Source organism: Actinomadura sp. 3N407 (assembly GCF_052245875.1).
Taxonomy (GTDB): domain Bacteria; phylum Actinomycetota; class Actinomycetes; order Streptosporangiales; family Streptosporangiaceae; genus Spirillospora.
On the sequence record NZ_JBQQBP010000010.1, the window covers coordinates 251,270 to 275,920 of the forward strand.

Genomic DNA, 24,651 nt, shown 5'->3' on the forward strand with positions numbered 1-24,651 from the left:
CGGTCACCCGGTCACACTGACGGGTCGGCGAGCTCGTCAACCTCGCGCCGGCCTTTGCGCTGCGCCCTCTCCGCCTTCGCCGCGGCCTTCTCCTCGGCCTTCTCCGCCTTCGCGGCCGCCTTCTCGGCGCGCCGTTCCCTGCGCTCCAGCTCCTTGCGGCGACGCCGCGGATCCAGCGACGGCCTCGGCTCCAGCGCCGCCAGACCGTTCCACGCCAGATTCACCACATGCGCCGCCACATCCTCACGGCGCGGCTTCCGGACGTCCAGCCACCACTGGCCCGTCATCGCCACCATGCCGACGAGCATCTGCGCGTACATCGGCGCGAACCTGTCGTCGTAGTCGCGCCGGTCGAACTCCTGAGCGAGCACATGCTCGACCTCGCCGGCGATCTCGCTCAGCAGGCTCGCGTAACTGCCGGTGCCCGTGCCGCCGTGGGAGTCCCGCACCAGGATCCGGAACCCGTCCGGATGCTCCTCGATGTACTGCAGGAGGGCCAGCGCGGCCTTCTCCAGCTTCCCGCGGTAGTGGATCGCCGAGTTCAGCGACTCCGTGACGAGCCTCAGCAGGCTCTCGAACTCGCGGTCGACGACGACCGCGTACAGCCCTTCCTTGCCGCCGAAGTGCTCGTACACCACGGGCTTCGACACACCGGCCGCGGAGGCGATCTCCTCCACCGACGTGCCGTCCAGGCCGCGTTCGGCGAACAGCGACCGGCCGATGTCGAGGAGCTGCTCGCGTCGTTCCTTACCAGTCATCCGCTTTCTGCGGGGCCTGGGGGCGGGTTCTGTCACGGGATCAATTGTGGCGGTCAAACCGCCTGCTTGGTGCGTTTCGCCGCCAGCCGGTCGTCGTTCGGCCACCGCACGTCGTACGCCATGCCCGTCTTCTCGAACGCCCAGATGATGCGCGCGCTGATGTCGACCTGCCCCTTCAGCACACCGTGACGCGCACACGTCGGGTCCGAGTGGTGCAGGTTGTGCCACGACTCGCCCAGTGACGGAATCGCCAGCCACCACACGTTCCGGGACTTGTCGCGGACGTCGAAGTCCTCCTTGCCGAACGTGTGACAGATCGAGTTGATCGACCACGTGACGTGGTGGACGAGCGTGATCCGCACGAACCCGGCCCAGAACAGCGCCGTCAGGAACCCGGCCCACGACATCGTCACCAGGCCCCCGATGACCGCCGGCAGCAGGAACGACACCGCCACCAGCGCGGGGAACGCCAGGTGGATGCGCTTGAGGTCCCGGTCGTTCAGCAGGTCCTTGGCGAACCGCTCCTTGGACGTCCGGTTGGCGTCGAACAGCCAGCCGTAGTGCGCCCACGCCAGCCCCTTCGTCAACGCCTTCCAGTCGTTGCCGAACCGCCACGGCGAGTGCGGGTCCATCTCCTTGTCGGAGTACTTGTGATGGCGCCGGTGATCGGCGACCCACGTGATGACGGGCCCCTCCATGGCCAGGCTTCCCGCCAGCGCCAGGAAGATCTTCAGGCCTCGTCTGGCCTTGAACGAGCCGTGGGTGAAGTGCCGGTGGTACCCGACCGTGATCCCTCCGGCGGACAGTACGTAGAACACCGCTACGAGCACGACGTCCGTCCAGCCGAGGAAGCTTCCCCAGGCCAGCGGGACGGCCGCGAACAATGCCAGGAACGGCACACCGGTGAACACGGCGACGAGCACGCGTTCGGCGTTGCCCTGGGGCTCGGGGTCGATCTCTGGACGCCGCTGCGGGCGAGGGGGATCCATCGCTGGAGCTGTTGTCATGCGTCACCACTTCCTGCGGACTAGAGACAGTCTTACCTACGCCAACGTAACCTACGGAACCGTAGGTAGCACCTGCCGAACGGTAAATTCAGTGGGAAACTGCCTCATCGGCCACAAAACTCTCTTGCGGAACAGAGGACTGTCAGACCGCCGCGGAAGGGGTGAGGAGATGGCTCTCACCCGGGATGAACGCTCGGCGCGCGCCGAAGGTTCGCTGGTCGGCCTGGCCGACCAGCGGCGCCATCCGCGACCGGTCCCTTCTGTCAACCGGCGCGTCCTCATGGAGGGCCGGTGTGCCGCCCGCGCCCCGGCCGTGGCCGGGCGTCACGAAGGACGGGTTGCCCGTACCAGACGTTCTAAACCGATCTGGGACATATCTGCCCACTTGTGCAATGCAGTAGGTGACCGGCCGGGCACGAAAGGTTCCGAGAATCCCAGCAGATCCGCCGCCGCACCGATGGGCGGGCCTGTGGGAGCCATGCTGGGGAGGGAGGCTGCGGAGGGTTGCCTGATCAGCCGTTCCGACGACTTCCTCGGCAAGATCCTCGCCGGCCGGGGCGCGCCCCGGTAATGGTTGTGGGACGTGTCGCTCCGGCCGGTATCGTGGCTCCGGCAGGCGCCCCGTGCGGGAGAAGTCCTGCCGGTCCGCCGTAGCGTAATTGGCAACGCAGTGGGTTTTGGTCCCAAAGATTCAGGTTCAAGTCCTGGCGGCGGAGCTGTCGGAAATGTCGGAGTTCGGGCCCCGGGGTGGGCGGCGGGGTGGGCGGCGGGGTGACAGGTGGGGGCTGGGCGGTATCCTGCCCGTGTCGGGTGCGCCGGGCCTGTCACGCCGTGATGGTGCAGGTGGGCGCGCTCGTCACCGATCCCGTCCGCGATGCCGAGGAGCCTCCTTGTGAGTGCTGCGAGCCGCCCGGCCGCCGTCATCGTCCTCGCCGCGGGCGAGGGCACCCGGATGAAGTCCCGTACCTCGAAGGTGCTGCACGAGCTATGCGGGCGCACCATGCTCGGCCATGTGCTGGCCGCCGCGCGCGAGCTGGAGCCCGAGCGGCTCGTGGTGGTCGTCGGGCACCGGCGCGAGCAGGTCGTCGAGCATCTCTCCCAGGCGGCGCCGGACGCCGAGGCGGCCGTGCAGGAACGCCAGGGCGGAACGGGCCACGCCGTGCGGATGGCGCTGGAGCAGACCGGCGCGCTGGACGGGACGGTCGTCGTCACGAACGGCGATCACCCGCTGCTGCGGGGGGAGACGCTCACAGCGCTCGTCCAGGCGCATGAGGCCGAGGGGAACGCGGCGACCGTCCTGACGACCGAGATGCCGGACGCCACCGGTTACGGGCGGATGGTCCGGGCCGCGGACGGAAGCGTCGCGGCGATCGTCGAGCACAAGGACGCGACCGAAGAGCAGCGGGCCATCAACGAGATCAACGTCGGCATGTACGCCTTCGACGGTGCGCTGCTGGCGGACGCGCTCAAGCGCGTGACCACCGACAACGCCAAGGGTGAGGAGTACCTCACCGATGTGGTGGCGATTCTGCGCGGGGACGGTCACCGCGCCGGCGCGCATCTCGCGGCCGACTGGGTGGAGACCCAGGGCGTGAACGACAAGGTCCAGCTCGCGCAGGCGCGCAGGCAGCTGAACGACCGGATCCTCGAGGCGCACATGCGGGCCGGAGTCACGATCGTGGATCCGGCGACCACCTGGATCGACGTGCAGGTGACCGCGGACCAGGACGCGGAGATCCTCCCCGGGACGCAGTTGCACGGCCGGACGCACCTCGATGAGGGCGCGCGGGTCGGGCCGGGTTGCACGCTGACGGACACGCGTGTCGGTGAGGGCGCGTCCGTGATCAACGCGGTGTGCGTGGGGGCGGAGATCGGGCCGGAGGCGTCGGTCGGTCCGTACGCGTATCTGCGGCCGGGGACGCGGCTGGCGCGCAAGGCGAAGGTCGGGACGTACGTCGAGACGAAGAACGCCGACATCGGCGAGGGCACGAAGGTGCCGCATCTGACGTACGTGGGCGACGCGGAGATCGGCGAGGGCTCCAACATCGGGGCGAGTTCGGTGTTCGTGAACTACGACGGGGTCGAGAAGCATCGCAGCGTGATCGGCTCGCATGTGAAGGTCGGCAGCGACAACATGATCGTCGCGCCGGTGACCGTGGGCGACGGTGCCTACACGGCGGCGGGTTCGGTGATCGTCCAGGACGTCCCGCCGGGGGCGATGGCGGTCGCGCGGGCCCGGCAGCGCAACGTCGAGGGCTGGGTCGAGCGGAGGCGGCGAGGGACGCCGGCGGCGGAGGCGGCCCGCCGTGCCCGGGAGGAGGACGCGCCGTAGCGGCGCGCCCGATGAGGACTGCCCCGCCGCGGGGCGGGGAGGTGGAGGACAGCGGCGTCCTCCGCGAAAACCGAGCATCCGTGCGCCCGACTCTTGTGGTGCGCGGGAGTGGGGACAACAACCCACATGAAGCAAAGTTCCATTGAGGGGGAGTTGTCAGAGGTGAGTGGGATCAAAGCGAGCGGTCAGAAGAAGCTGATGCTCTTCACCGGCCGAGCCCACCCGGACCTGGCCAAGGAGGTGGCCGACAACCTCCACGTCGATCTCACGCCGACGTCCGCCTACGACTTCGCGAACGGTGAGACGTTCGTGCGGTTCCTTGAGTCGGTCCGCGGTTCCGATGCCTTCGTGATCCAGAGCCACACCGCTCCCATCAACCAGTGGATCATGGAGCAGTTGATCATGGTGGACGCGTTGAAGCGCGCGTCGGCCAAGCGGATCACCGTGGTGGCGCCGTTCTTCGGGTATGCGCGGCAGGACAAGAAGCACCGGGGTCGTGAGCCGATCTCGGCCCGGTTGATGGCGGACCTGTTCAAGACCGCCGGAGCGGACCGGTTGATCGCCGTCGACCTGCACACGGCGCAGATCCAGGGTTTCTTCGACGGGCCGGTGGATCATCTGTTCGCGTTGGATCTGCTGGCGCACCACTTCGAGAGCCGGCTGGACACCTCGCAGGTGACGGTGGTGGCGCCGGACGCGGGGCGGGTGCGGGTGACCGAGCGGTGGTCGGACCGGCTCGGCGGTGTGCCGATGGCGATCATCCACAAGAAGCGCGACCCGGATGTGGCGAACGAGGTGAAGGTCTTCGACGTCGTCGGCGCGGTCGAGGGCCGCACCTGTGTGATCGTCGACGACATGATCGACACCGGCGGGACGATCCTGAAGGCGGCGGACGCGCTGTTCGATCAGGGCGCGAGCCGTGTGGTGGTCGCGGCGACGCACGGGGTGCTGTCGGGCCCCGCGGTGGACCGGTTGAAGAACTCGCGGATCTCCGAGGTGGTGCTGACGAACACGCTGCCGATCCCGGAGGAGAAGCAGTTCGACAAGCTGACCGTCCTGTCGATCGCCCCCCTGGTCGCCCGAGCGATCAACGAGGTCTTCAGCGACGGCTCCGTGACAAGTCTCTTCGGCGGCCACAGCTGACTCCGGGCACCTCCCGGGAGCGTGAGATTCGGCACCCCCCCGGGGGGATCGCCATGTCCGGGCCATCCGGCGAGATCGTTAGGTTCGGGCCACCCCCCGGAGAGCTTCCGGGGCTCGTCCTCGGGATCTCGGTCGTGCGCCAGGGACGCGACGACCCCGGCCACCGCCGCAACCCCGCGACGACGTGGGCCATCGCGATCGCGTCCGAAGGCAGGTTTCGAGCCTGCGAGAAACCTGATCGCACAGCGAGCCGCAAGGCGAGCCGGAGCGATGCAGCGATCGCCCCGCAGTGCCCGCCGAAGGAGGGCCCTCCAGGCCGGGGGCCGGCTACACGCCGCCAAGGGCACTGCAATGAGTACTGCTAGACTTGATTAACCCGCGTATGCCTGGGTCGTCAGTGCGGTGCCGGTAGTGGAGCCGCATTCCCCGGGGAACGCAAAGAATCTTCGAGGCGCCTGACGCATCGAGCATCGCCTGATTCGCTCTGTCCGTAGCGGACGTCCAGTGCCGGACGGCCGTGGATCGCAACAACGAGGAGTTTTCGCCGTGTCCGAGGTACGCATTGCCGCCGAGCCGCGCACCGAGTTCGGAAAGGGTGCCGCGCGGCGCACCCGCCGGGCCGGCAAGGTGCCCGCCGTCCTCTATGGTCACGGCACCGACCCGCAGCACATCTCGTTGCCGGGTCACGATCTGATGCTGGCGTTGAAGACGCCGAACGTGCTGCTCACGATCGAGGGTCTCGGAAACGGCGCGGAGTTGGCGCTGCCGAAGGACGTTCAGCGGGACCCGATCAAGGGGTTCCTGGAGCACGTCGATCTGCTGCTGGTGAAGCGCGGCGAGAAGGTCGTCGTGGAACTGCCGGTGCAGCTGGTCGGCGATGTGGTGCCGGGCGGCCAGGTCGCGCAGACCGCGGTGGAGATCTCGGTGGAGACCGAGGCCACGCACATCCCCGAGTCGGTGGAGCTGGACATCAGCGCGCTGGAGATCGACAGCCAGGTGCTGGCGAAGGACCTGAGGCTGCCGTCGGGGACGACGCTGGCGGCGGACGAGGACATTCTGATCCTGCAGATCCTCGACGCGAGCGTGTCGACGGAGCCGGAGCCCGAGGCGGAGGCCGCCGAGGCCGTGGCCGAGGGTGCCGAGGGCGAGGGCGAGGCCGCCGCCGAGTGACGGAGGCGTCGATGTTCGCCGGGTAGCCGGCCGTAGTGTTCTTTCATGGCCCCCGTGGGTGTGCAATTTCAGCGTGCACCGGCGGGGGCCGTGTTGGTTCCGAGGGTCGTTGGCGGGGTCGTGGTGGAGGAGTTCAGGTGAGTGGGGATCTCTGGCTGGTGGTCGGGCTGGGCAATCCGGGGCCGTCGTATGCGAAGAACCGCCACAACGCGGGGTTCATGGTGCTGGACGTGCTGGCCGGCCGGGCCGGGGGGAATTTCAAGTCGCACCGGTCGAAGATCTTCGGGGCGCGGGCGAATGTGCTGGAGGGGCGGCTGGCGGGTGCGCGTGCGGTGCTGGCGAAGCCGCGCTCGTTCATGAACGTGTCGGGTGGGCCGGTGAAGGGCCTGTGCGATTTCTACAAGGTGCCGGTGGAGCGGCTGATCGTCGTCCATGACGAGCTGGACGTCCCGTTCGGTGCGGTGCGCCTGAAGCGGGGCGGTGGGGACAACGGCCACAACGGGCTGCGTTCGGTGACGGGTGCGCTGGGGACGCGGGAGTATCTGCGGGTCCGGTTCGGGGTGGGGAGGCCGCCGGGGCGGATGGACGCGGCGGCGTTCGTGTTGAAGGATTTCTCGGCGGCGGAGCGGAAGGTTTTGGATCTCGAGGTGGATCGGGCGGCGGACGCGGCGGAGGCGTTGATCGCCGATGGGCTGGGCGCGGCGCAGAACGTCTTCCACGCGGGTTGACCGGATCCGGACAGCGGCTCCGCACATGGCCGGCGATCTCGCCGACGTGCGGTGTCGTGCGGTATTTCGTCCGCGTCCGTCCGGGTTCGCCGGTGTTCTCGTGCGCATGGCGGGGTTCGGCCCGTGACCACGGCAAAGAGATCGTAGGATGCACCTCAGGTGAGGTTCATGATGTATGTGAACCTCAGGCGGCGTTCAACCGTCTTCGGTGTGAATCGCGCTGTTGGGGCGCGCGTTACAGGGGATTGGTGAGTGGTCTATGGCCGTCGTTGACAAGGTTCAGGCCGAGTCATCGATCCGCCATGAGCACAAGCGCTCGGGGTCGCAGAACTGGAGCGGATCCTATCGCCGCCTGGCGGGCTATTTGGACTTCATCAGCATGCTGATGGCGGGCGTGATCGCGTTCGTGCTCCGGTTTCCGGGGGTGCCGACCGAGCTGAACGCCCCGTACGTGGCGCTGACCGTGGTGCTTCCGGTGGTGTGGATGCCGACGCTGATGCTGTGCCGGGCCTACCAGCCGCGGTACGTCGGCGTGGGGTACGAGGAGTTCCACCGGGTGCTGCGGGCCGGGTTCATCCTCACCGCGACGGTCGCGATAGCGGCGTACGCGACGAAGACCGAGGTGGCGCGCGGGTACGTGGTGATGGCGCTGCCGCTCGGGACGTTCCTGAATCTGGTGGCGCGGTACCGGCTGCGCAAGTGGCTGCACAAGAAGCGGTGGAACGGCGAGTGCATGCGGCGTGTGGTCGCGGTGGGGCACCGCACGTCGGTGGCGGATCTGATCACGCTGCTGCGCAAGAAGCGCTACCACGGGATGGACATCATCGCCGTGTGCCTGCCGTCGGCTCTGGCCGCGGGCGACGACGCGGTGAGCGAAGTCGAGGGTGTGCCGGTTCTGGGCGACTTCTCCCAGGCGGCGGCGGTGGCGAACCGGATCGGCGCGGATTCGGTGGCGGTGCTGGCGTGCCCGGAGATGGACGGGGTGGCGCTGCGCCGGCTGGCGTGGCAGATCGAGCGGGACGACGTGGAGCTGGTGGTCGCGCCGGCGCTGATGGACGTGACGGGTCCGCGGATCTCGATCCGCCCGGTGTCGGGGCTGCCGCTGCTGCACGTGGAGCATCCGGAGCTGGACGGCGGCCGGAAGGTGTTCAAGGGCCTGTTCGACCGTGCGGCGGCGCTGGGCGGGCTGGTGCTGCTGAGCCCGCTGCTGCTGGTCGTCGCGTTCCTGATCAAGGTGACGAGCGCGGGTCCGGTGATGTTCCGGCAGTCCCGGGTGGGGCGCGGCGGCCGGGAGTTCACGGTGCTGAAGTTCCGCACGATGGTGCAGGACGCCGAGGCCCGCAAGGTCGAGCTGCTGGAGAACAACGACAACGACGGCGTGCTCTTCAAGATCCGGGAGGATCCGCGGGTGACGCGGGTGGGGCGGTGGCTGCGCCGGTATTCGCTGGACGAGCTGCCGCAGCTCATCAATGTGGTCCGCGGTGAGATGTCGCTGGTGGGGCCGCGCCCGCCGCTGCCGGAGGAGGTCGCCCAGTACGGCGGCGACGTGTACCGGCGGCTGGTGGTGAAGCCGGGCCTGACGGGGTTGTGGCAGGTGAGCGGCCGTTCGGACCTCACGTGGGAGGAGTCGGTGCGGCTCGACCTGCGCTATGTGGACAACTGGACGCTCGCCATGGACCTGCAGATCATGTGGAAGACCTGGTCGGCGGTGTTCCGCGGTTCCGGTGCCTACTGATCTACTGACCTACCGCGGTACTGCTGTACGGCGGTACTGCGGTACTGCGGTACAGCCCTGCCGACCCACTGCCCTGTTGCCCTCCTGACCGACGGGCACCCTGGCCCGCGGGCGCGGCGGGGCCGCATGAGAAAGTGGACCGAGCAGACCAGCCGAGTCGGGAATGTGATCAAGGGATGACAGTGGGAGTGGCGGCGGACGACCACGCGCTGGCGGCGGAGCTCGCCGGCGCGGCGGGCCGGCTGCTGCTGGGCGTGCGGGACGAGGTCGGGTTCGCGGATGCGCGGGTCCTGAAGGACACGGGCGACCTGCGGGCGCACGAGTACCTCATGGAGGCGCTGGCGGAGCGCTGTCCCGGTGACGCCGTCCTGTCGGAGGAGGGTCGTTCCTCGGTCGCGGGGAAGCGGTCGCGGGGTGATGACCGTGCCCCGACCCGCAACACCGCCGACGCCGAGCGGCTCACGGCCGGCCGGGTGTGGATCGTCGATCCGCTGGACGGCACCCGTGAGTTCTCCGAGGAGGGCCGCCGCGACTGGGCCGTCCATGTGGCGTTGTGGGAGCGTGACGCCTCCGGTGGGGGGCGGCTGGCGGCCGGGGCCGTGGCGCTTCCCGCGCAGGGTTTGACGCTCCGGACGGACGCGACCGGCGGCGCGTCGCTCGTCCGGGTGGATCCGGGGGAGCCCGACCCGGTGACGGCGGGGTCGGGGGCGGCCCGCGGGACTCTGCCGCGTGAGGTGCCGCTGCACGCCCCGGCGCCGGATGCGGGCAAGCTCCGCATCGCCGTCAGCCGCACGCGGCCGCCCGAGTTCGTCCGGCAGCTGGCCGAACGCATCGCGGAAGCGGCCCCGGGGGGTGTGGAGGGTCGTCCCCCCTCGGAGGGCATGGATGTGGAGCTGGTGCCGATCGGCTCGGCGGGGGCGAAGATCTCCGCGGTGCTGCTCGGCGAGGTCGACGCGTACGTGCACGCGGGCGGCCAGTTCGAGTGGGATTCGGCGGCGCCGGCGGCGGTGGCGCTGGCCGCGCGGGCGCACGCGTCCCGGATCGACGGGTCGGTTCTGGAGTACAACCGGAAGGACCCGCGGCTGCCGGATATCCTGGTGTGTCACCCCGTGTCGGCGCCGACGCTGCTGACCGGCATCCGGGAAGTGCGCGGCGCCCTGCCCTGACCCGCCCGCGGACCGGGCGGGATTTGATCGAGGCGTGCCGACGTTCGGATCCGGTGGGAAGGCGTGAGCCCGTCGCGTGCCACCGGTTGCATCTGCCAGAGAGCGTGGAGAGAAGCCCCAGACCATGCAGCGTTCCGATTATCTTTTGTCCCAGCTGGACGTCCTCGAGGCGGAGTCGATCCATATCTTCCGGGAGGTGGCGGCCGAGTTCGAACGGCCGGTGCTGCTGTTCTCGGGCGGCAAGGACAGCCTCGTGATGCTGCGCCTGGCCGAGAAGGCGTTCTGGCCCGCCCCCATCCCGTTCCCGGTGATGCACGTCGACACCGGGCACAACTTCCCCGAGGTGATCGAGTTCCGTGACCGGCGGGTCGCGGAGCTGGGCGTCCGGCTGGTCGTGGCGTCGGTGCAGGACGCGATCGACAGCGGCCGGGTGGTGGAGCAGAAGGGGCGGCGCGCGTCGCGGAACCGGCTGCAGATCACGCCGCTGCTGGACGCGCTCGAGGAGCACCAGTTCGACGCGGCGTTCGGCGGGGCCCGGCGCGACGAGGAGAAGGCCCGGGCGAAGGAGCGGGTGGTGTCGTTCCGGGACGAGTTCGGGCAGTGGGATCCGAAGAACCAGCGTCCGGAGCTGTGGAACCTGTTCAACACCCGGATCGTGCAGGGCGAGCATGTGCGGGTGTTCCCGCTGTCGAACTGGACCGAGCTGGATATCTGGGACTACGTCCGGCGGGAGGAGCTGGAGCTTCCGCCGATCTACTTCGCCCACACCCGCCGGGTGTTCGAGCGGGACGGTCTGCTGCTGGACGCGCAGACCGGGTTCGCCAACCGCGGCGACGACGAGCCGGAGTTCGAGGCGACGGTCCGGTACCGGACGGTCGGGGACGCGTCCTGCACGGGCGCGGTGAAGTCGAGCGCCGCGTCCCTCGACGAGGTGATCGAGGAGATCGCGGCGACGCGGATCACCGAGCGCGGGCAGACCCGCGCCGATGACCGCACCAGCGAGGCCGCGATGGAGGACCGCAAGAAGGAGGGCTACTTCTGATGGCAGGGAACGAGCCCGCGACGCCCCAGTCCGGGCAGGCACAGCACGGGCAGGCACAGCACGGGCAGGCACAGCACGGGCAGGCACAGCACGGGCAGGCACAGCACGGGGCGAAGACGATGGACCTCCTGCGGTTCGCGACCGCCGGCAGCGTCGACGACGGCAAGTCGACGTTGATCGGCCGGCTGCTGTTCGACTCAAAGTCGATCTTCGAGGATCAGCTGGAGTCGGTGGAGCGCACGAGCGTCGACCGGGGCGAGGAGTACACGAACCTGGCGCTGCTGACCGACGGGCTGCGCGCCGAGCGGGAGCAGGGCATCACGATCGATGTCGCGTACCGCTACTTCGCGACGCCGCGCCGCAAGTTCATCATCGCCGACACCCCGGGGCACATCCAGTACACCCGGAACATGGTGACGGGCGCGTCCACGGCCGACCTGGCGATCATCCTGGTGGACGCCCGCAAGGGCATCCTGGAGCAGTCGCGGCGGCACGCGTTCCTCGCCACGCTGCTGCAGGTCCCGCACCTGGTCGTGGCGGTCAACAAGATGGACCTGGTCGACTACGACCGCGGCGTCTACGAGCGGATCGTGGACGAGTTCACGGCGTTCGCCTCCAAGCTGGCGGTGACGGACATGACGTTCGTGCCGATCTCGGCGCTGCACGGCGACAACGTCGTGGAGCGCAGCGTGAACATGCCGTGGTACGAGGGGTCGTCGCTGCTGCACCACCTGGAGCACGTGCACATCGCGTCCGACCGGAACCTGATCGACGTGCGGTTCCCGGTGCAGTACGTGATCCGGCCGCACGCGTCCACGGACCCGGACCTGCACGACTACCGCGGCTACGCCGGCCAGGTCGCGGGCGGCGTCCTCAAGCCGGGCGACGAGGTGGTGCATCTGCCGTCCGGGCTGACCACGCGCATCACGCAGATCGACGGCCCGCGCGGTCCCGTGGACGAGGCGTTCGCGCCGATGTCGGTGACGCTGCGCTTCGCCGACGACATCGACATCTCCCGCGGCGACATGATCGCGCGTCCGAACAACCGTCCCGAGGTGGCGCAGGACATCGACGCGATGGTCTGCTGGATGACCCCGGACCGCACCCTCACCCCGCGCTCCAAGCTGGTGATCAAGCACACCACCCGTACCGCGAAGGTGCTGGTGAAGGACCTGCACTACCGGCTGGACGTCAACACCCTGCACCGCGACGAGCAGGCGGACGCGCTCGGCCTGAACGAGATCGGCCGCGTCTCCCTGCGCGTGACGCAGCCGCTGTTCGTCGACGACTACGGCCGCAACCGCCTCACCGGCGGCTTCATCCTGGTCGACGAGGCCACCAACAACACCGTCGCCGCCGGCATGATCACCGGCGCGAGCTGACCGGCCGCCGCGGGGCCCGTGCGGCCCCGCGGCCCGTTCCCCCGGCTCCCGGTCCCTCCCCCGAACCTTCAAGGCAGGCCCTCGATGCCCCTATCCGTGGGAGTCGTCCTCCCGACGCACAACCGGCCGGAGCTGCTGCGCCGCGCGCTGGAGTCGGTGCTCGCGCAGGACTACGAAGGCGAGTTGCGCGCCGTCGTCGTGTTCGACCGGGCGGAGCCGGACGCGTCGCTCGCCGGCGACCGCGTCGAGGTGATCGCCAACACTCGGGAGCCGGGCCTCGCGGGAGCCCGCAACTCCGGGATCCTGTCCCTCGACACCGATCTCGTCGCGTTCTGCGACGACGACGACCTGTGGCTTCCCGGCAAGCTCGCGGCGCAGGTGAAGGCCCTCGAAGGCGAACCGGACGCGGTGCTGTGCAGCTCCGGAATCATGATCGACTTCGATGGGCGGGAGCTGCCCCGGCTGGCCGGAACCGGTCGCGTCACCTATGACGCGCTGATCCGTGACCGGATGATGAGCGTCCACTCGTCCACCTATGTGGCGCGCCGCGAGCCCCTCATCGACATCGGCATGGTGGACGAGACGATCCCCGGCAGCCAGGGCGAGGACTGGGACCTCGCGCTGCGCGCCGCCCGCCGCCACCCCGTCGTCAACGTGGACGAGCCTTACGTCCGCGTCCTGTGGGGGATGACGTCGTACTACGCGCAGGCGTGGGAGACGAAGGTGGCGGCGCTGGAGTGGTTCCTGGAGCACTACCCGGAGATCGGGCAGGAGCCGGGCGCCGCCGGCCGCGTGTACGGGCAACTCGCCTTCGGCTGCGCCACCGTCGGGCGTCGGCGTGACGCGCTGCGCTGGTCGGCGCGCGCGTTCCGCGCCAACTGGCGTGAGCGCCGTGTCCCGTTCGCCCTCGCCGTCACCACGGGCGCGGTGTCGGGGAAGCGCGTCCTGCTGACGCTCCACGCCCGCGGCCGCGGGATCTGACCGCCCATGCAGAGAGGACCGGACATGAGCGCGCCCGTGCGGGTGCTGTATCTCGGCGGGCTGGGCCGCAGCGGCACGACGCTGATCGACCGGCTCGTCGGCGAACTGCCCGGGGTGGTGTCGCTCGGCGAGGTCGTGCACCTCTGGGAGCGCGGCATCGCGGCGGGCGAGACCTGCGGGTGCGGTGAGCGGTTCCGGGAGTGCCCGTTCTGGACCGAGGTGGGGCGGGCGGCCTTCGGCGGCTGGGACGCGGTGGACCTCGAACACTTCAGGCGGCTGCGCGAGCCGGTCGACCGCATCCGGCACATCCCGGCGCTGTCGCGCCGCGAGCCGCCCGGCGGGCTGCGCGCCGACCTGGACGGTTACGTCGAGTACTACCTGCGGCTTTACGCGGCCGTCCGCGACGTGAGCGGGGCCGAGTTGCTGGTCGACTCCAGCAAGCACGCTTCGCTGGCGTTCTGCCTGCGCTGGGCTCGCCTGGCGGACCGGCTGGACCTGCGTGTCCTGCACGTGGTGCGCGACAGCCGCGGGGTGGCGCAGTCGTGGGCCAAGCAGGTCCGGCGCCCCGAGGCCACCGCCTCCTCCGACGAGGAATGGATGGCGCGGTGGTCGCCGGGCCGGGTGGCGCTGCACTGGAACGCGGAGAACGGCGCGTTCGGGCTGCTGGCGCGCCGCGGCGTCCCCGTGGAGAACGTCCGGTACGAGGAGTTCGTCGCCGACCCCCGGGAGGGCCTGCTGAGGATCGCCGCGTTCGCCGGGCTGACCGTGGAGGAGACGGGGCTGTCCTTCCTCGACGGGCGCACCGCCACGCTGTCGAAGAACCACACGGCCTCCGGCAACCCGATGCGGTTCAAGACCGGGCCGGTGGAGGTGCGCGCCGACGACGCCTGGCGTTCGGCGATGCCGGGGCTACGGCGCGGGCTGGTGACGAGCGCGACACTGCCGATGCTGGCACGCTACGGCTATCTGCGCACCGGCCGCCGCTGACCCGCCCCGGGGTCGACGGGCCTCCGCGGTTGACGTCGACGGCCTCAGCGGCGGGAGGAGCGGGGGTGGTCGGACTCGTCCTTGACCGGAGTCGGCTCCGGGTCGAGTTCCGTGGGTGCGGCGAGGGGGTCGCTCTTGCGGGGCGGGGGCTGGGACGAGGTGCTCATCGTCCCGCTCGGCGAGCGTTTGACGGGCGGGTCCAGCGGCGGCGGCTCGATCCGCGCCATCTGCATGGTGTTGTCGGTGAGCGTCTCGGTCGTGGATGAGACCCCGTGGTCGGCGGACGGGTCCTCGTAATGGTCGTCGAGATCCTGGGCGTCGTTCGGCGGCCGCCGGCCGGGCGTGCGCGGCATCGCCCTGGCAGGTCTCTCGGCCGTCGGGATCTTGGACTGGCGCGGGACCACCGCGGCCCCGAGCACCACGGTGCGCATCCGGTCGAACTGCCGCAGGCCGTCCCTGACCTGCTCGTACCGGGCGGTGCCGGACTCGACGACCAGCAGGACCGCGTCGGCCTGGTCCGCAAGCGCCTGCGCGTCGGCGCTCACCGCCGTGGAGGGCGCCTCCACCACGATGTAGTCGGCCTTGCGCCGCAGCACCTTGAGGATCTCGCCCATCCGGTCGCGTTGCAGCATGTCGAAGGCGAGGTCGGTTTCGGCCCCGGCCGGGATGACCCAGAGCGAGGGCAGCGGCGGAGCACTCCGCACGATCTTGGACAGCTTGATCTTGCTCACCAGGGCGTCGGCCAGCCCCGGTTGCGCGGGGACCTGGAGCAGGTGGGCGCAGGCCTGCGACTGGAGGTCGGCGCACACCAGGAGCGCCTGCGACTCCACGCGGGCCAGCGAGGCCGCGAGGTTGGCGGCCACGACGCTGGTGCTGGCGCCGGGGGTGGCGCCGGTGACCAGGATCACGTGGTTGCCGTGCCCGAGCGTGGCGCCGATCGAGTGCGCCAGCTCATGGAAGCTCTGCCCGACCCTGCTCCGCGACTGGACCAGCCCCAGTTCGGTGGCCTTGTGGCCGCTGGGCGGCTGGTAGAGGACCGGCAGGCCGAGCCGGCGCTCCAGATCCAGCGCCCCCCGGACGCGGGTGTCGGTGCGGTCGCGGATGACCGCCGTGACCAGCCCGAGCAGCAGCCCGATGGCCAGGCCGCCGGGCAGGTACAGGGTGGCCTTGGGGGTGGCCGCGGAACCCGGCCGCTCGGCGTTGGTGATGATGCCGCCGGGGTCGATGTTGGCGGCGGCGATGTTGGTGGCGGTGAGCCGCTCGCTCAGCGCGGAGATCTGGTTGCGGGTGAGCTGCCGCTCGGCGCGCAGCGCCGAACCCTCGGCACCGGTGGCGCGGGCCATCTGCCGGGTCTGGGCCTGGTCGTGCTGGCGCAGTTTGTTGATCTGCTCGCGGAGCGACGCGGCCTCGGTCTTGTACTGCTGCTGCCCGCGCTCCAGGCGGTCGGCGAGGAACGCCTGGGCGAAGGCCTGCGCGCCCTTCTGCGCCTCCTGCGGCGTCGCCCCCGTCCAGGTGACCTCCAGGACCGAGGAGTCGGGCAGCGCGGTGACGCCCATCGCCCCCAGCAGTTCGCTGGGCGTGGCGCCGGTGCTCATGATCTTCGCGGCGCGGGCCGCGACCTCGGTGGAACGCAGCCGCTGCGCCTCGCTGGTGGTGTCGACCTCGCGCGGGCGGTCCCGGTCGTCGGCGGACTGGTCGATCGGCTTGACCTGGATCACCGACTGGGACTCGTAGGTCCGTGGCATCAGCAGGAAGGCCGCGACCGACAGCGCGAGGAACGCCAGGGTGGAACCGGTGATGATCAGCCAGCGGCGCCGGAGCAAGGTGAGGTATTCGGCGAGCTCACCCGAGTCGGCCGGAGGTGTCCCGTCCATTGATGCTCGCTCCCGTTCCGCAGTCATCGCTAGATCATCGAAGAGGCCGCCGTCTCGCCGGAACAGAACGTCCATCAAGACGAGCAAACATACCCTGACCCCAACGAAGGCCGGGCGCCCGGCTGGACGTCCCCCCGCCGCCGGGTGCCGGTGAACCGGTCACCCGGAGCCGGGGGGACCGGGTTCCCCGCTAAAGTGTAGGCCCCATTGCCCTCTACCCCTGATCTCCGCCGGTGGCTCAGCCGGATACACGGGGAGCGACACTACAGATGATGAGGTGCCGACTGTGCTGAGGTGTCGGACATCGTAACGTCGTTCGTGCGGCCGGGGGACGAAGACGGAGACCAGGCCTCGCGTCCCTCTGCCGGCCTGGATCTGCCCGTGTGGCCGCTGACGCTGCTGTTCGGGTTCTTCCCCATTTTCTGGGTGCTCGGACTGGGCGCCTTCGCCGCGATGATCGCGGCGGTTCCGATGCTGGCCCTCCTTGTCCTGCGTCCGAACACCCGCGTCCCGGCCGGGTTCGGCGTGTGGCTGCTGTTCCTGGCCTGGATGCTCACCGCGGTCACCCAGCTCGACTCCGCCGGCCGCGTGATCGGTTTCGTCTTCCGGTTCGGCAACTACCTCTCAGCGACGATCTTCCTGGTCTACATCTACAACTGCTCGCGCCGGAGCCTGCCGTTCTCCCGCATCGTCGGGCTGGTGGTGCTGTTCTGGTTCTGGGTCGTCCTCGGCGGCTTCCTCGGGGTCCTGTTCCCGCACGGCAACTTCACCACGCCTGTGGAGCTGGTGATGCCGCAGGCCATCGGCAGCAACGACTATGTCGCCGACCTGATCCATCCCAAGTTCGCGCAGGTCCAGCAGCCCTGGGGGGTGGCCGAGCCGTTCGTGAGGCCCAGCGCTCCGTTCCCTTACACCAACTCGTGGGGCAGCCATCTGGCGCTTCTGACCCCGTTCGCGCTGCTGTACGCGACCACCGGGACGGCCGACCGCCGCTGGAAGCGCTGGGCCGTGGTGGTCCTGCTGCCGGCGTCGCTGATCCCCGCGTTCGCCACCCTCAACCGCGGCATGTTCCTGGCCGTCGGCATCGGTGTCTGCTACGTGGCGCTCCGGTTCGGGGCGCGCGGCCAGGTCCGGTGGATGGCCGGAGTGGTGATGGCGATCCTGGTCGGGCTGGTCGCCGCGTACATGGCCAACGTGGAGGACGTCCTGTCCAGCCGTACCGAGCACAGCGGGACCAACGACAGCCGGCTGGCGATCTACGAGGAGGCGTTCACGCGCACTTTGGAGTCGCCGCTGCTGGGCTACGGCGCCCCCAGACCCTCGGAGACGCTCGATATCCCGGCGGGGACCCACGGGCAGTTCTGGAACGTGATGTTCTCGTTCGGGTTCCCCGCGCTCCTGCTGTTCTGCCTGTGGATGGCGGTGCTGGTCAGGCATACCCACAGCGCCCCCGGACCCATGCTGTGGCTGCACGCGCCGCCGGTGATGACCTCGTGCATGATGTTCTACTACGGGCTGGACGACACCGAACTCGTGGTGGTCTTCGTGGCGGCGGCCATCGTGCTGCGGGAGTTCCGGGAGTCGGCGCGCGCCGGCCCGGAGAGCGGTCAGCGCTCGTGGAGGACGCCGGACAGGTTGTCCCAGCCGGTGAAGGCGGCCAACCGGCCGGACTCGGCCATGCCGCGCGGCACGCTGAACCCGTGACGCTGGCGCACTCCCTGGTCGAACGGCCGCCGGTCGAAGGACTGGCACCCCACCATGGAGGTGTTGTCGCCCTTCAGCAGATGGAACCCGTCGGCCGTCCCGGGCTCGCCGCCGACCTTCTCCATCCCGGACGAGTCGGCCACGCAGCCGATGAACAGGTTGTGGTCGGTCTCGACGAACCAGCCGTGGCTGCGCGTGTCCTGTGACTCGCACGTGCTGAACTTGCAGCGGTTGCTGCGGATGTGCCAGCCGTAGTCGCGGCAGAACCAGGCCTTGCACGCCTCGAAGAAGTTGTTGGCCGCGCCGGTGGCGTCCGGCCGGTCGAGCGGGCCGCCGACGTAGAAGCCCGCGCTGGAGCCCGTCGACTCCCGCGTGGTGGCCTCGCAGGCGATCCACCAGTTGTCGGGCGAGTGGATCCGGAAGCCGTAGCGGCCGGCGCGGCGCACCCGTGTCCGGCTGGTCACGCACGACTGGGTGTCGGTTCCGCGGTAGACGATCCCGTCCAGGACCGGGTCGAAGACGGTCAGGTTGTCCAGGCGGCAGATCGCGTCGGGCTCGCCTTTGTAGAACTCCTTGGTGCCGGAGATGTTCAGGTCGATCCCCGTCTCGGCCTTCTCCCGGCAGTCCAGCGCCAGATCGGCGACGGTGACGCCGCCGACCGAGCCGCCGTCGCCGATGGCGATCATCGCGGGCATGTCGCCTTTGGCGATCAGGCGGGTCTGCTGCCCGACGCCGCGGACGGTGCTGGAGCCGGACGGCTGGATCGGCCGGTCGATCTCGTACTCGCCGGCGCCCAGCATGATCGCCTTGGCGTCCGAGTCCAGCGCGTCCTGGATCGAGCCGCCGGGCGGCACATAGGTCCAGGCGCCCTCGGTGCGCGCCGAGGCGTGCGTGGGGCCGAACGGCGGCACCGAATCGGCCGCCAATCCCGCGGTGAACCCGGCGACGACGGCGGCCGTGCCGCCGAGCAGCGTTCGCCTGCGAGACGGCTGCGCCTCCATGGATGTTCCTCCCCCGATGTCCCCCCGCGACTCCGCGGCCAGGTTGGGCACCATGACACCACATTTCACCACCACCCGAGGCCCTTAGACTGTCCCGGACCCAGTAGGCTGCCCGCTCCGGGCATCGTCGTCGCTTCCGGGGATCGTCGTCGCGCCGGGCCACGCGTGCCCGGAAGCGAACGGGCCGCCGGCGTCCGGTGGACAGGTGGGGGGATGACGCACACACCGATGCGGCCGGAGTCCGCGCGGACCGGCGCATCAGGCTCCAGACGGTCGGATCTGGGGGAGTTCGCGCGGGGCGGGGCGATCGGGCTGCTGGGGTCGCTGACGTCGGCGGTCTCGGGTTTCGTGCTCGCCATCGTGGTCGCCCGGGTGCTCGGCCCCGCCGGCGCGGGCGTCTTCTTCGTGGTCGTGGCGGTCTTCACGATGGTCACCGAGGTCACGATGCTGGGCGCCGATTCCGGGCTGGTCCGCTCCGGGGCACGGCTGCGGGCCCTGGGCCGTACCGACGGGCTGCGCCGGGTCCTGTACGGGGCGCACCTGCCGGTGCTGGCGGCGAGCCTGGTCGCGGCCGCGGGCGTGCTCGCTCTGACGCCGTGGATCGCGGGAACGTTCGTCGACGCCGAGCACCGCGACACCGCGGAACTGATGTTGTGGATCGCCGCGCCGCTGCTGGTCGTGTCGGCGCTGGGCCGGGTCGCCCTCGGCGGGACCCGGGGCCTCGGCGGTGTCGCGGCGTTCTCGGTCATCCAGAACATCGCGCTGCCGGTGTCCCGGCCGTTGCTGATCCTGCTGACGTTCACGCTGGGCCTGGGCCTGGCGGGGGCGATGCTGGCCTGGTCGCTTCCGGTGCTCGGGGTGGCCATGGCCGGGCTGTGGGTGCTGGGGCGGAGAGTGCGGGGCCTGGAGAGCGGTGGCGCGGAGCCCCCGGCGAAGGACCCGGTGGCGAAGGACCCGGTGGCGAAGATCCCGGCGGCGGGAGGCTCCGCGGGGACTCGCGAGGACCCGGCCTCCGTGCGCAGGTTCTGGGCGTTCTCGGGGCCGCGCGGCCTGGCGGCGACGCTCGAGACCGCGATGGTGCACGCCAACGTGCCGCTCGTGGCGGCCCTGCTGACCAGCGCCGACGCGGGCGTCTACTCGACCGCCACGCGCTTCGTGGTCAGCGGCACCCTCGCGTTGCAGGCCGCGCGGCTGGTCATCGCCCCGCAGATCGCCGCCGCCCTCGCCCGGGACGAGCCGCGCGACGCCGAGGCGCTGTACTCGGTGGCCACCGGATGGGTCCTGGCGGTGTCGGCCCCGATATTCCTGGTGCTGGCCACCTACGGGTCTTTCGTGCTCGGCCTGTTCGGTGAGGAGTTCACCCGGGGCGGCCGGGTGCTCGCGGTGCTCGCGGGGGCGATGCTGGTCGTGCTGATGTTCGGCAACGTCCAGGCGGTGCTGCTGATGGGCGGCAAGAGTTCCTGGGCGCTGGTGAACAAGAGCGCCGCGCTGGTGGCGGGCACGGTCGCCGTGTTCGTGCTCGTACCGCGGTACGGGCTGATCGGTGCGGCGGTCGCCTGGGCGCTCGCCCGGCTGGTCGACACGTCGCTGGGCGCCGTACAGGTCCGGTACAGGCTCGGGCTGCGGCTGGCGCTCGGCCCGGCCTGCGCGCTGGCGGGCTGGGCGCTGCTGTGGTTCGGCGGCGCCGGGATCGCGGCGCGGTGGGCCCTGGGCGACGGCCGGGCTGGTTTCGTCGTCTACTGCCTGGTGGCCGTGGCCGGTTACGGCCTGGCGCTGTGGTGGCGGCGCGAGAATCTCCTCCAGGTGAGCGCGCTGCGCGCCGCCCTGAGGGAGCGGGGAAAGCGTTGACGGCGGGTGTGGACCGCGGGTCCCGGACCGCGGGTGTGGCGGCGTGTGTCGATGGTGGGTGTGGCGGCGTGTGCTGATGGCGGTTGTTGATGGCGGTTGTTGATGGAGGGGACGTGGAGGGGACAGGGTGAGGAATCGATGACGGACGGCATCGCCGGGCGGCTGAAGGACCTGTCGCCGCGGCTGGTCAAGGATGTTGCGAACGGGACCACCCGGGCTTACGGGATGCGTACCTCGGGACGGCGTCATCTGCCCGACTTCATGGTGATCGGGACGAAGCGCGGCGGTACCACGTCGCTGTGGAACTACCTGGTGGAGCATCCCGCGGTGATGCCGATGTATCCGCCTTCGCGCGGGCTCAAGAGCCCCTGGTACTTCTACGTGAACTACGAGCGGGGGGACGCCTGGTACCGCTCGCATTTCGCCACCGAGGCGCAGCTCGACCGGCTGGAGCGGCAACTCGGGGTCCGTCCGCTGACGGGGGAGGCCTGCCCGTACTACCTGTACTGCCCGCGTTCTCCGGAACGCATCGCCGAGCGGATGCCGGACCTGAAGATGCTGGTGGTCCTGCGCGACCCGGTGAAGCGGGCCTACTCCCACTATTGGGAGTCGGTCAACAAGGGCGTCGAGGACCTGGGCTTCGAGGAGGCGCTGGAGGCGGAAGCGGAACGGACCGCCGGCGAACTGGAACGGATCGCGGCCGAACCGTACTACTACAGCGAGCCGCACGATTTTCACAGCTACCGCGACCGCGGTGTCTATCTGCCGCAGCTCCGGCGCTGGGTCGAGCACTTCCCCCGGGAACGGTTCCTGATCATGTCGTCGGAGGAGCTCTACCGCGACGAGCAGGCGGCCGTCGACCGTGTCTGCGGGTTCCTCGGGCTGCCGGAGTTCCGCCTGCCCAGTGTCGACCGGCACAACTACCGGCCCGCGCCGCCGATGCGGGACGAGACCGCCGCGGAACTGACCGAGTTCTACCGCCCGCACAATCGGGCCCTGTTCGAGTGGCTCGGGGAGGATCTCGGCTGGGCCGGCTGAGAAAGCACGCGAAAGACCGGGAGACCGGGAGACCGGGAGACCTGGAACACCGGGAAGGCCGGAAGACCGGGAAGACCGGGAACGGCGACCGAGAACGGCGACCGAGAACGGCGGTTGAGAACGGTGCCGGGATCGGCGGCTGAGAAGGGCCTGCCGGGAAGTAGGGCACCGGACGCGTGATCAGGCCTTTTGGTTTACCGATTGGCTCGAATTTTTTCAGAACTGTTGGGATGCGTCCCGGATCGGCAACGATGCCGGTTATTCGGGACTAGGTCGCCCCCACCGAACCCACTCCGCGCTAGTCTGGCTCGGCCACGGCGTGGAGCTCCCAGATGAACACGCGGACCCACCGCGCATCGCGCGTCCCGTGATCTTTCTTCCTGACGGAGAAGTGAATGACCGCACAATCGACCGTAGAACGTAGGCGGTGGCTCCTGCGGGGCCGCCGCCCCCTCGCGCTCGCCTTCGCGGTGGCGCTGGCGGCGGGGCTGGTCGTCGGCCCGGGGCCGGCGGCGTCCGGCGCCCCCGGGCCGCTGGGCTCCAGTTCGGAGTCGGCCGCGGCGTCCTGCTGGGAGATCAAGAAGACCCTGCCCTCCAGCGGCAACGGCGTCTACTGGCTGTACACCCCCGAGATGCCCGCCCCCGATCGCTTCTACTGCGACATGACCACCGACGGCGGCGGCTGGGTGCTCATCGGCCGCGGCCGCCAGGGCTGGGACTTCCTGCACGAGGGGCAGGGATGGTGGAGCCAGCTCCGGACCGGCATCTCCGGTCCGGGCGCGTTCAAGCCGGGCGCGCTGTCGGGCGACGCCATCAACGGGCTGCTCAACGGCACCGCGGTCAAGGACCTCGACGACGGGGTGCGGCTGCGCCGGGCCAAGAACTCGGCCGGGACCGACTGGCAGGAGGTGCGGCTGAAGTTCGCCAACCTCAAGGAATGGTCCTGGGCGTTCGACGCGGGCACGCCGGGCACCCACAAGCTGGCCGGCGGGTCGTTCGACGGTGACTCCTTCGCCGGCGGCGACACCCGTGACCTGCGGGCCAGCCAGCTCGACCGCTACAAGCGGATGATGACCTACAGGTCGCGTGAGAGCCAGTGGAAGAGCGGCTTCGGCTACGGCTCCTTCCCCGGCGGCAGCACCGGGTCCCAGGACCACCTCTGGCGGTCCTCCGGTGGCCTGGTCATCCCCTTCACGCAGGTCTTCATCCGGCCCAAGGTCACCAACGCCGATTTCAAGCAGATCGCCGACGCCGGGACACCGGCCGCCGCCAACCCGCCGCTGATGTCGAACTCGACGACGCCGCTGCAGTGGGGCGTCACCGGAGTGGTCGGCAACGGCACCGGTGAGCAGAACCTCGAAGTCCAGAGCCTGGCCGTCCTGGGCAACACCCTGTACGTGGGCGGCAAGTTCGAGTACGTGCAGAACGGACGCGGCGGGGAGAAGACCCGCCAGTCGTACCTGGCCGCCTTCGACACCCGCACCGGGGCGTGGAAGTCCGGATTCCGGCCCACGCTCGACGATCAGGTGTGGAACATCGTCGCGGCCGACGGCAAGGTCGTCATCGGCGGTGAGTTCACCAACGTGAACGGCGAGGCGAACACCAGCGCGCTGGCCGCGCTCGACCCGGTGACGGGCGAGGTGGTGCCGGGCTGGCGGGCGAACGCGACCTCCTCCGACGGCGGCAAGACGCTCGTCCGGGGGATGGACGTTCACGACGGGTTCGTCTACGTCGGCGGCAGCTTCACCCGGATCAGCGGCGGCGACGCCCTGGGCAGTGTGCTCAAGCTCGGCCGGGCCGCCCGGGTCAGGTTGTCGGACGGCAAGCCCGACCCACAGTGGAAGCCCCACTTCGGCTGGACGATCATGGACCTGGACGTCAGCGCGCAGGGCGACCGGGTCTACTTCGGCGGCCACTTCACCGACGCCAAGGGCGAGCCCGCCCGCAAGCTCGCGGTGATCGGCACGGCCCGTCCGGGCGACCGGGTCTCCGGGCTGAACGACCAGCAGTGGACCCCTAGCACGTCGCGGGTGCAGAAGCAGTACCGGCAGCTCGTCGAGGAGACCGGCAACCGGGTCTGGATCGGCGGTTCCGAGCACGACCTGCAGTCCTACAGCCGGTCGGTGTTCGACAGGCTGACGGGCAACATCACCAAGCCGGGCGGTGACTTCCAGGCGATCGCCGAGGTCAACGGGATCGTGTACGCGACCTGTCACTGCAACGGGTTCGTCTACAACGGCGCGACCGACTGGCCCGACCCGGGCGACGACTGGACGAACGCGCACCGGATCAAGTACATCGGCGCCTGGGACGCGAGCACCGGCCGGTACCTGCCGAACTTCTATCCGCGGATGAACGCCCGTGCGGGCTCCGGTCCGTGGGAGGTGATCGGTGACAACGCCGGGTGCCTGTGGTTCGGCGGTGACCTGAACGAAGGCAGCTGGAGCAGCGGCGGCGCGCAGTGGCTCGGCGGGTTCGGCAAGCTGTGCCCGACGGACTCCACTCCGCCGACCAGGCCGTCCGGGCTCCAGGGCACCAAGGGCGCCGACGGCGTGAAGCTGGCCTGGGCCGCGTCCACCGACGGGTCGGGCTCGGTCAAGTACGAGGTGCTCCGGGACGACCGGGTCATCGCCATCGCGAGTTCGCGCAGCTACACCGACACCTCGGCCACCGCCGGAGAGCACCGCTACTTCGTGCGCGCCGTGGACGGGGCGGGCAACCGCAGCGCGAGCACGCCGGTACTGGTGCGCTGAGG

18 protein-coding genes and 1 tRNA gene are annotated in these 24,651 nt (G+C 70.1%); 15 read left to right on the forward strand and 4 right to left on the reverse strand.

The annotated features are described in order from the left end of the window. Window positions 1-11: 11 nt before the first annotated feature. On the reverse strand, window positions 12-758 hold the full coding sequence (locus tag ACTWPP_RS25600; RefSeq protein WP_443106889.1) for a TetR/AcrR family transcriptional regulator: 747 nt from the start codon (window positions 756-758) through the stop codon (window positions 12-14). A gap of 53 nt (window positions 759-811) precedes the next feature. Beyond that, window positions 812-1,765, reverse strand: a complete 954-nt coding sequence (locus ACTWPP_RS25605) for an acyl-CoA desaturase (RefSeq protein ID WP_443106890.1) — start codon at window positions 1,763-1,765, stop codon at window positions 812-814. A 644-nt stretch (window positions 1,766-2,409) separates the two neighbouring features. Between ACTWPP_RS25605 and ACTWPP_RS25610 the strand changes: the two genes are divergently transcribed. From ACTWPP_RS25610 to ACTWPP_RS25660, 11 genes are all read left to right on the forward strand, one after another. Next, a tRNA-Gln gene (locus tag ACTWPP_RS25610) sits at window positions 2,410-2,481 on the forward strand. Between the two features lie 176 nt (window positions 2,482-2,657). After that, a complete protein-coding gene (gene glmU, locus ACTWPP_RS25615) occupies window positions 2,658-4,097 on the forward strand; it encodes a bifunctional UDP-N-acetylglucosamine diphosphorylase/glucosamine-1-phosphate N-acetyltransferase GlmU (RefSeq protein ID WP_443106891.1) in 1,440 nt (479 codons plus the stop codon). A gap of 162 nt (window positions 4,098-4,259) precedes the next feature. After that, window positions 4,260-5,240, forward strand: a complete 981-nt coding sequence (locus tag ACTWPP_RS25620) for a ribose-phosphate diphosphokinase (protein WP_443106892.1) — start codon at window positions 4,260-4,262, stop codon at window positions 5,238-5,240. 546 nt (window positions 5,241-5,786) lie between these two features. Then, window positions 5,787-6,410: a 50S ribosomal protein L25/general stress protein Ctc gene (locus tag ACTWPP_RS25625; protein WP_443106893.1), complete on the forward strand. Its 624-nt coding sequence runs from the start codon at window positions 5,787-5,789 to the stop codon at window positions 6,408-6,410. Window positions 6,411-6,568: 158 nt separating this feature from the next. Beyond that, window positions 6,569-7,138 carry an aminoacyl-tRNA hydrolase gene (gene pth / locus ACTWPP_RS25630; RefSeq protein WP_443106894.1) on the forward strand — a complete coding sequence of 190 codons (570 nt, stop codon included), beginning with the start codon at window positions 6,569-6,571 and terminating at the stop codon, window positions 7,136-7,138. Between the two features lie 259 nt (window positions 7,139-7,397). After that, window positions 7,398-8,873, forward strand: a complete 1,476-nt coding sequence (locus tag ACTWPP_RS25635; protein ID WP_443106895.1) for a sugar transferase — start codon at window positions 7,398-7,400, stop codon at window positions 8,871-8,873. Between the two features lie 176 nt (window positions 8,874-9,049). Next, on the forward strand, window positions 9,050-10,039 hold the full coding sequence (locus ACTWPP_RS25640) for an inositol monophosphatase family protein (RefSeq protein WP_443106896.1): 990 nt from the start codon (window positions 9,050-9,052) through the stop codon (window positions 10,037-10,039). A 124-nt stretch (window positions 10,040-10,163) separates the two neighbouring features. Next, entirely contained in the window at window positions 10,164-11,081 is a 918-nt protein-coding gene (gene cysD / locus ACTWPP_RS25645; RefSeq protein ID WP_443106897.1) for a sulfate adenylyltransferase subunit CysD, read from the forward strand. Between the two features lie 119 nt (window positions 11,082-11,200). Beyond that, the gene (locus ACTWPP_RS25650; protein WP_443106998.1) at window positions 11,201-12,463 is read left to right on the forward strand and encodes a sulfate adenylyltransferase subunit 1; all 1,263 of its coding nucleotides are present in this window, start codon (window positions 11,201-11,203) and stop codon (window positions 12,461-12,463) included. Between the two features lie 96 nt (window positions 12,464-12,559). Then, window positions 12,560-13,444: a glycosyltransferase family 2 protein gene (locus ACTWPP_RS25655; RefSeq protein ID WP_443106898.1), complete on the forward strand. Its 885-nt coding sequence runs from the start codon at window positions 12,560-12,562 to the stop codon at window positions 13,442-13,444. 24 nt (window positions 13,445-13,468) lie between these two features. Then, window positions 13,469-14,431 carry a sulfotransferase gene (locus ACTWPP_RS25660; RefSeq protein ID WP_443106899.1) on the forward strand — a complete coding sequence of 321 codons (963 nt, stop codon included), beginning with the start codon at window positions 13,469-13,471 and terminating at the stop codon, window positions 14,429-14,431. 44 nt (window positions 14,432-14,475) lie between these two features. On the opposite strand, the gene ACTWPP_RS25665 is transcribed toward ACTWPP_RS25660, so the two are convergent. Beyond that, window positions 14,476-16,305, reverse strand: coding sequence for a Wzz/FepE/Etk N-terminal domain-containing protein (locus ACTWPP_RS25665; RefSeq protein ID WP_443106900.1), 1,830 nt, complete (start codon window positions 16,303-16,305; stop codon window positions 14,476-14,478). A 294-nt stretch (window positions 16,306-16,599) separates the two neighbouring features. Here ACTWPP_RS25665 and ACTWPP_RS25670 point away from each other — a divergent pair, with 294 nt between their 5' ends. Continuing rightward, window positions 16,600-18,009 (forward strand): O-antigen ligase family protein, encoded by a 1,410-nt coding sequence (locus ACTWPP_RS25670; RefSeq protein ID WP_443106901.1) that lies wholly within the window; start codon window positions 16,600-16,602, stop codon window positions 18,007-18,009. Here ACTWPP_RS25670 and ACTWPP_RS25675 read toward each other — a convergent pair. Further along, window positions 17,913-19,064 carry a hypothetical protein gene (locus ACTWPP_RS25675; RefSeq protein WP_443106902.1) on the reverse strand — a complete coding sequence of 384 codons (1,152 nt, stop codon included), beginning with the start codon at window positions 19,062-19,064 and terminating at the stop codon, window positions 17,913-17,915. The two genes, ACTWPP_RS25670 and ACTWPP_RS25675, sit on opposite strands and share 97 nt — an antisense overlap. A gap of 159 nt (window positions 19,065-19,223) precedes the next feature. Between ACTWPP_RS25675 and ACTWPP_RS25680 the strand changes: the two genes are divergently transcribed. The 3 genes from ACTWPP_RS25680 to ACTWPP_RS25690 all read left to right on the forward strand — a co-directional run bounded on the left by ACTWPP_RS25680 (window position 19,224) and on the right by ACTWPP_RS25690 (window position 24,649). Continuing rightward, complete coding sequence (locus ACTWPP_RS25680) at window positions 19,224-20,858, forward strand: hypothetical protein (RefSeq protein ID WP_443106903.1); 1,635 nt, start codon at window positions 19,224-19,226, stop codon at window positions 20,856-20,858. A gap of 138 nt (window positions 20,859-20,996) precedes the next feature. Further along, window positions 20,997-21,896 (forward strand): sulfotransferase domain-containing protein, encoded by a 900-nt coding sequence (locus tag ACTWPP_RS25685; RefSeq protein ID WP_443106904.1) that lies wholly within the window; start codon window positions 20,997-20,999, stop codon window positions 21,894-21,896. A 395-nt stretch (window positions 21,897-22,291) separates the two neighbouring features. Beyond that, window positions 22,292-24,649: a fibrinogen-like YCDxxxxGGGW domain-containing protein gene (locus tag ACTWPP_RS25690; protein ID WP_443106905.1), complete on the forward strand. Its 2,358-nt coding sequence runs from the start codon at window positions 22,292-22,294 to the stop codon at window positions 24,647-24,649. Window positions 24,650-24,651: the final 2 nt, after the last annotated feature.

What these genes read in the sequence shown, in the direction of transcription:
- cysD (WP_443106897.1), top strand. Translation starts at nt 10,164, where the DNA reads ATGCAGCGTTCCGATTATCTTTTGTCCCAGCTGGACGTCCTCGAGGCG.
- ACTWPP_RS25605 (WP_443106890.1), bottom strand. Translation starts at nt 1,765, where the DNA reads ATGACAACAGCTCCAGCGATGGATCCCCCTCGCCCGCAGCGGCGTCCA.
- ACTWPP_RS25640 (WP_443106896.1), top strand. Translation starts at nt 9,050, where the DNA reads ATGACAGTGGGAGTGGCGGCGGACGACCACGCGCTGGCGGCGGAGCTC.
- ACTWPP_RS25665 (WP_443106900.1), bottom strand. Translation starts at nt 16,305, where the DNA reads ATGGACGGGACACCTCCGGCCGACTCGGGTGAGCTCGCCGAATACCTC.
- ACTWPP_RS25680 (WP_443106903.1), top strand. Translation starts at nt 19,224, where the DNA reads ATGACGCACACACCGATGCGGCCGGAGTCCGCGCGGACCGGCGCATCA.
- ACTWPP_RS25600 (WP_443106889.1), bottom strand. Translation starts at nt 758, where the DNA reads ATGACTGGTAAGGAACGACGCGAGCAGCTCCTCGACATCGGCCGGTCG.
- ACTWPP_RS25635 (WP_443106895.1), top strand. Translation starts at nt 7,398, where the DNA reads ATGGCCGTCGTTGACAAGGTTCAGGCCGAGTCATCGATCCGCCATGAG.
- ACTWPP_RS25675 (WP_443106902.1), bottom strand. Translation starts at nt 19,064, where the DNA reads ATGGTGCCCAACCTGGCCGCGGAGTCGCGGGGGGACATCGGGGGAGGA.
- ACTWPP_RS25650 (WP_443106998.1), top strand. Translation starts at nt 11,201, where the DNA reads ATGGACCTCCTGCGGTTCGCGACCGCCGGCAGCGTCGACGACGGCAAG.
- ACTWPP_RS25660 (WP_443106899.1), top strand. Translation starts at nt 13,469, where the DNA reads ATGAGCGCGCCCGTGCGGGTGCTGTATCTCGGCGGGCTGGGCCGCAGC.
- ACTWPP_RS25690 (WP_443106905.1), top strand. Translation starts at nt 22,292, where the DNA reads ATGACCGCACAATCGACCGTAGAACGTAGGCGGTGGCTCCTGCGGGGC.
- ACTWPP_RS25685 (WP_443106904.1), top strand. Translation starts at nt 20,997, where the DNA reads ATGACGGACGGCATCGCCGGGCGGCTGAAGGACCTGTCGCCGCGGCTG.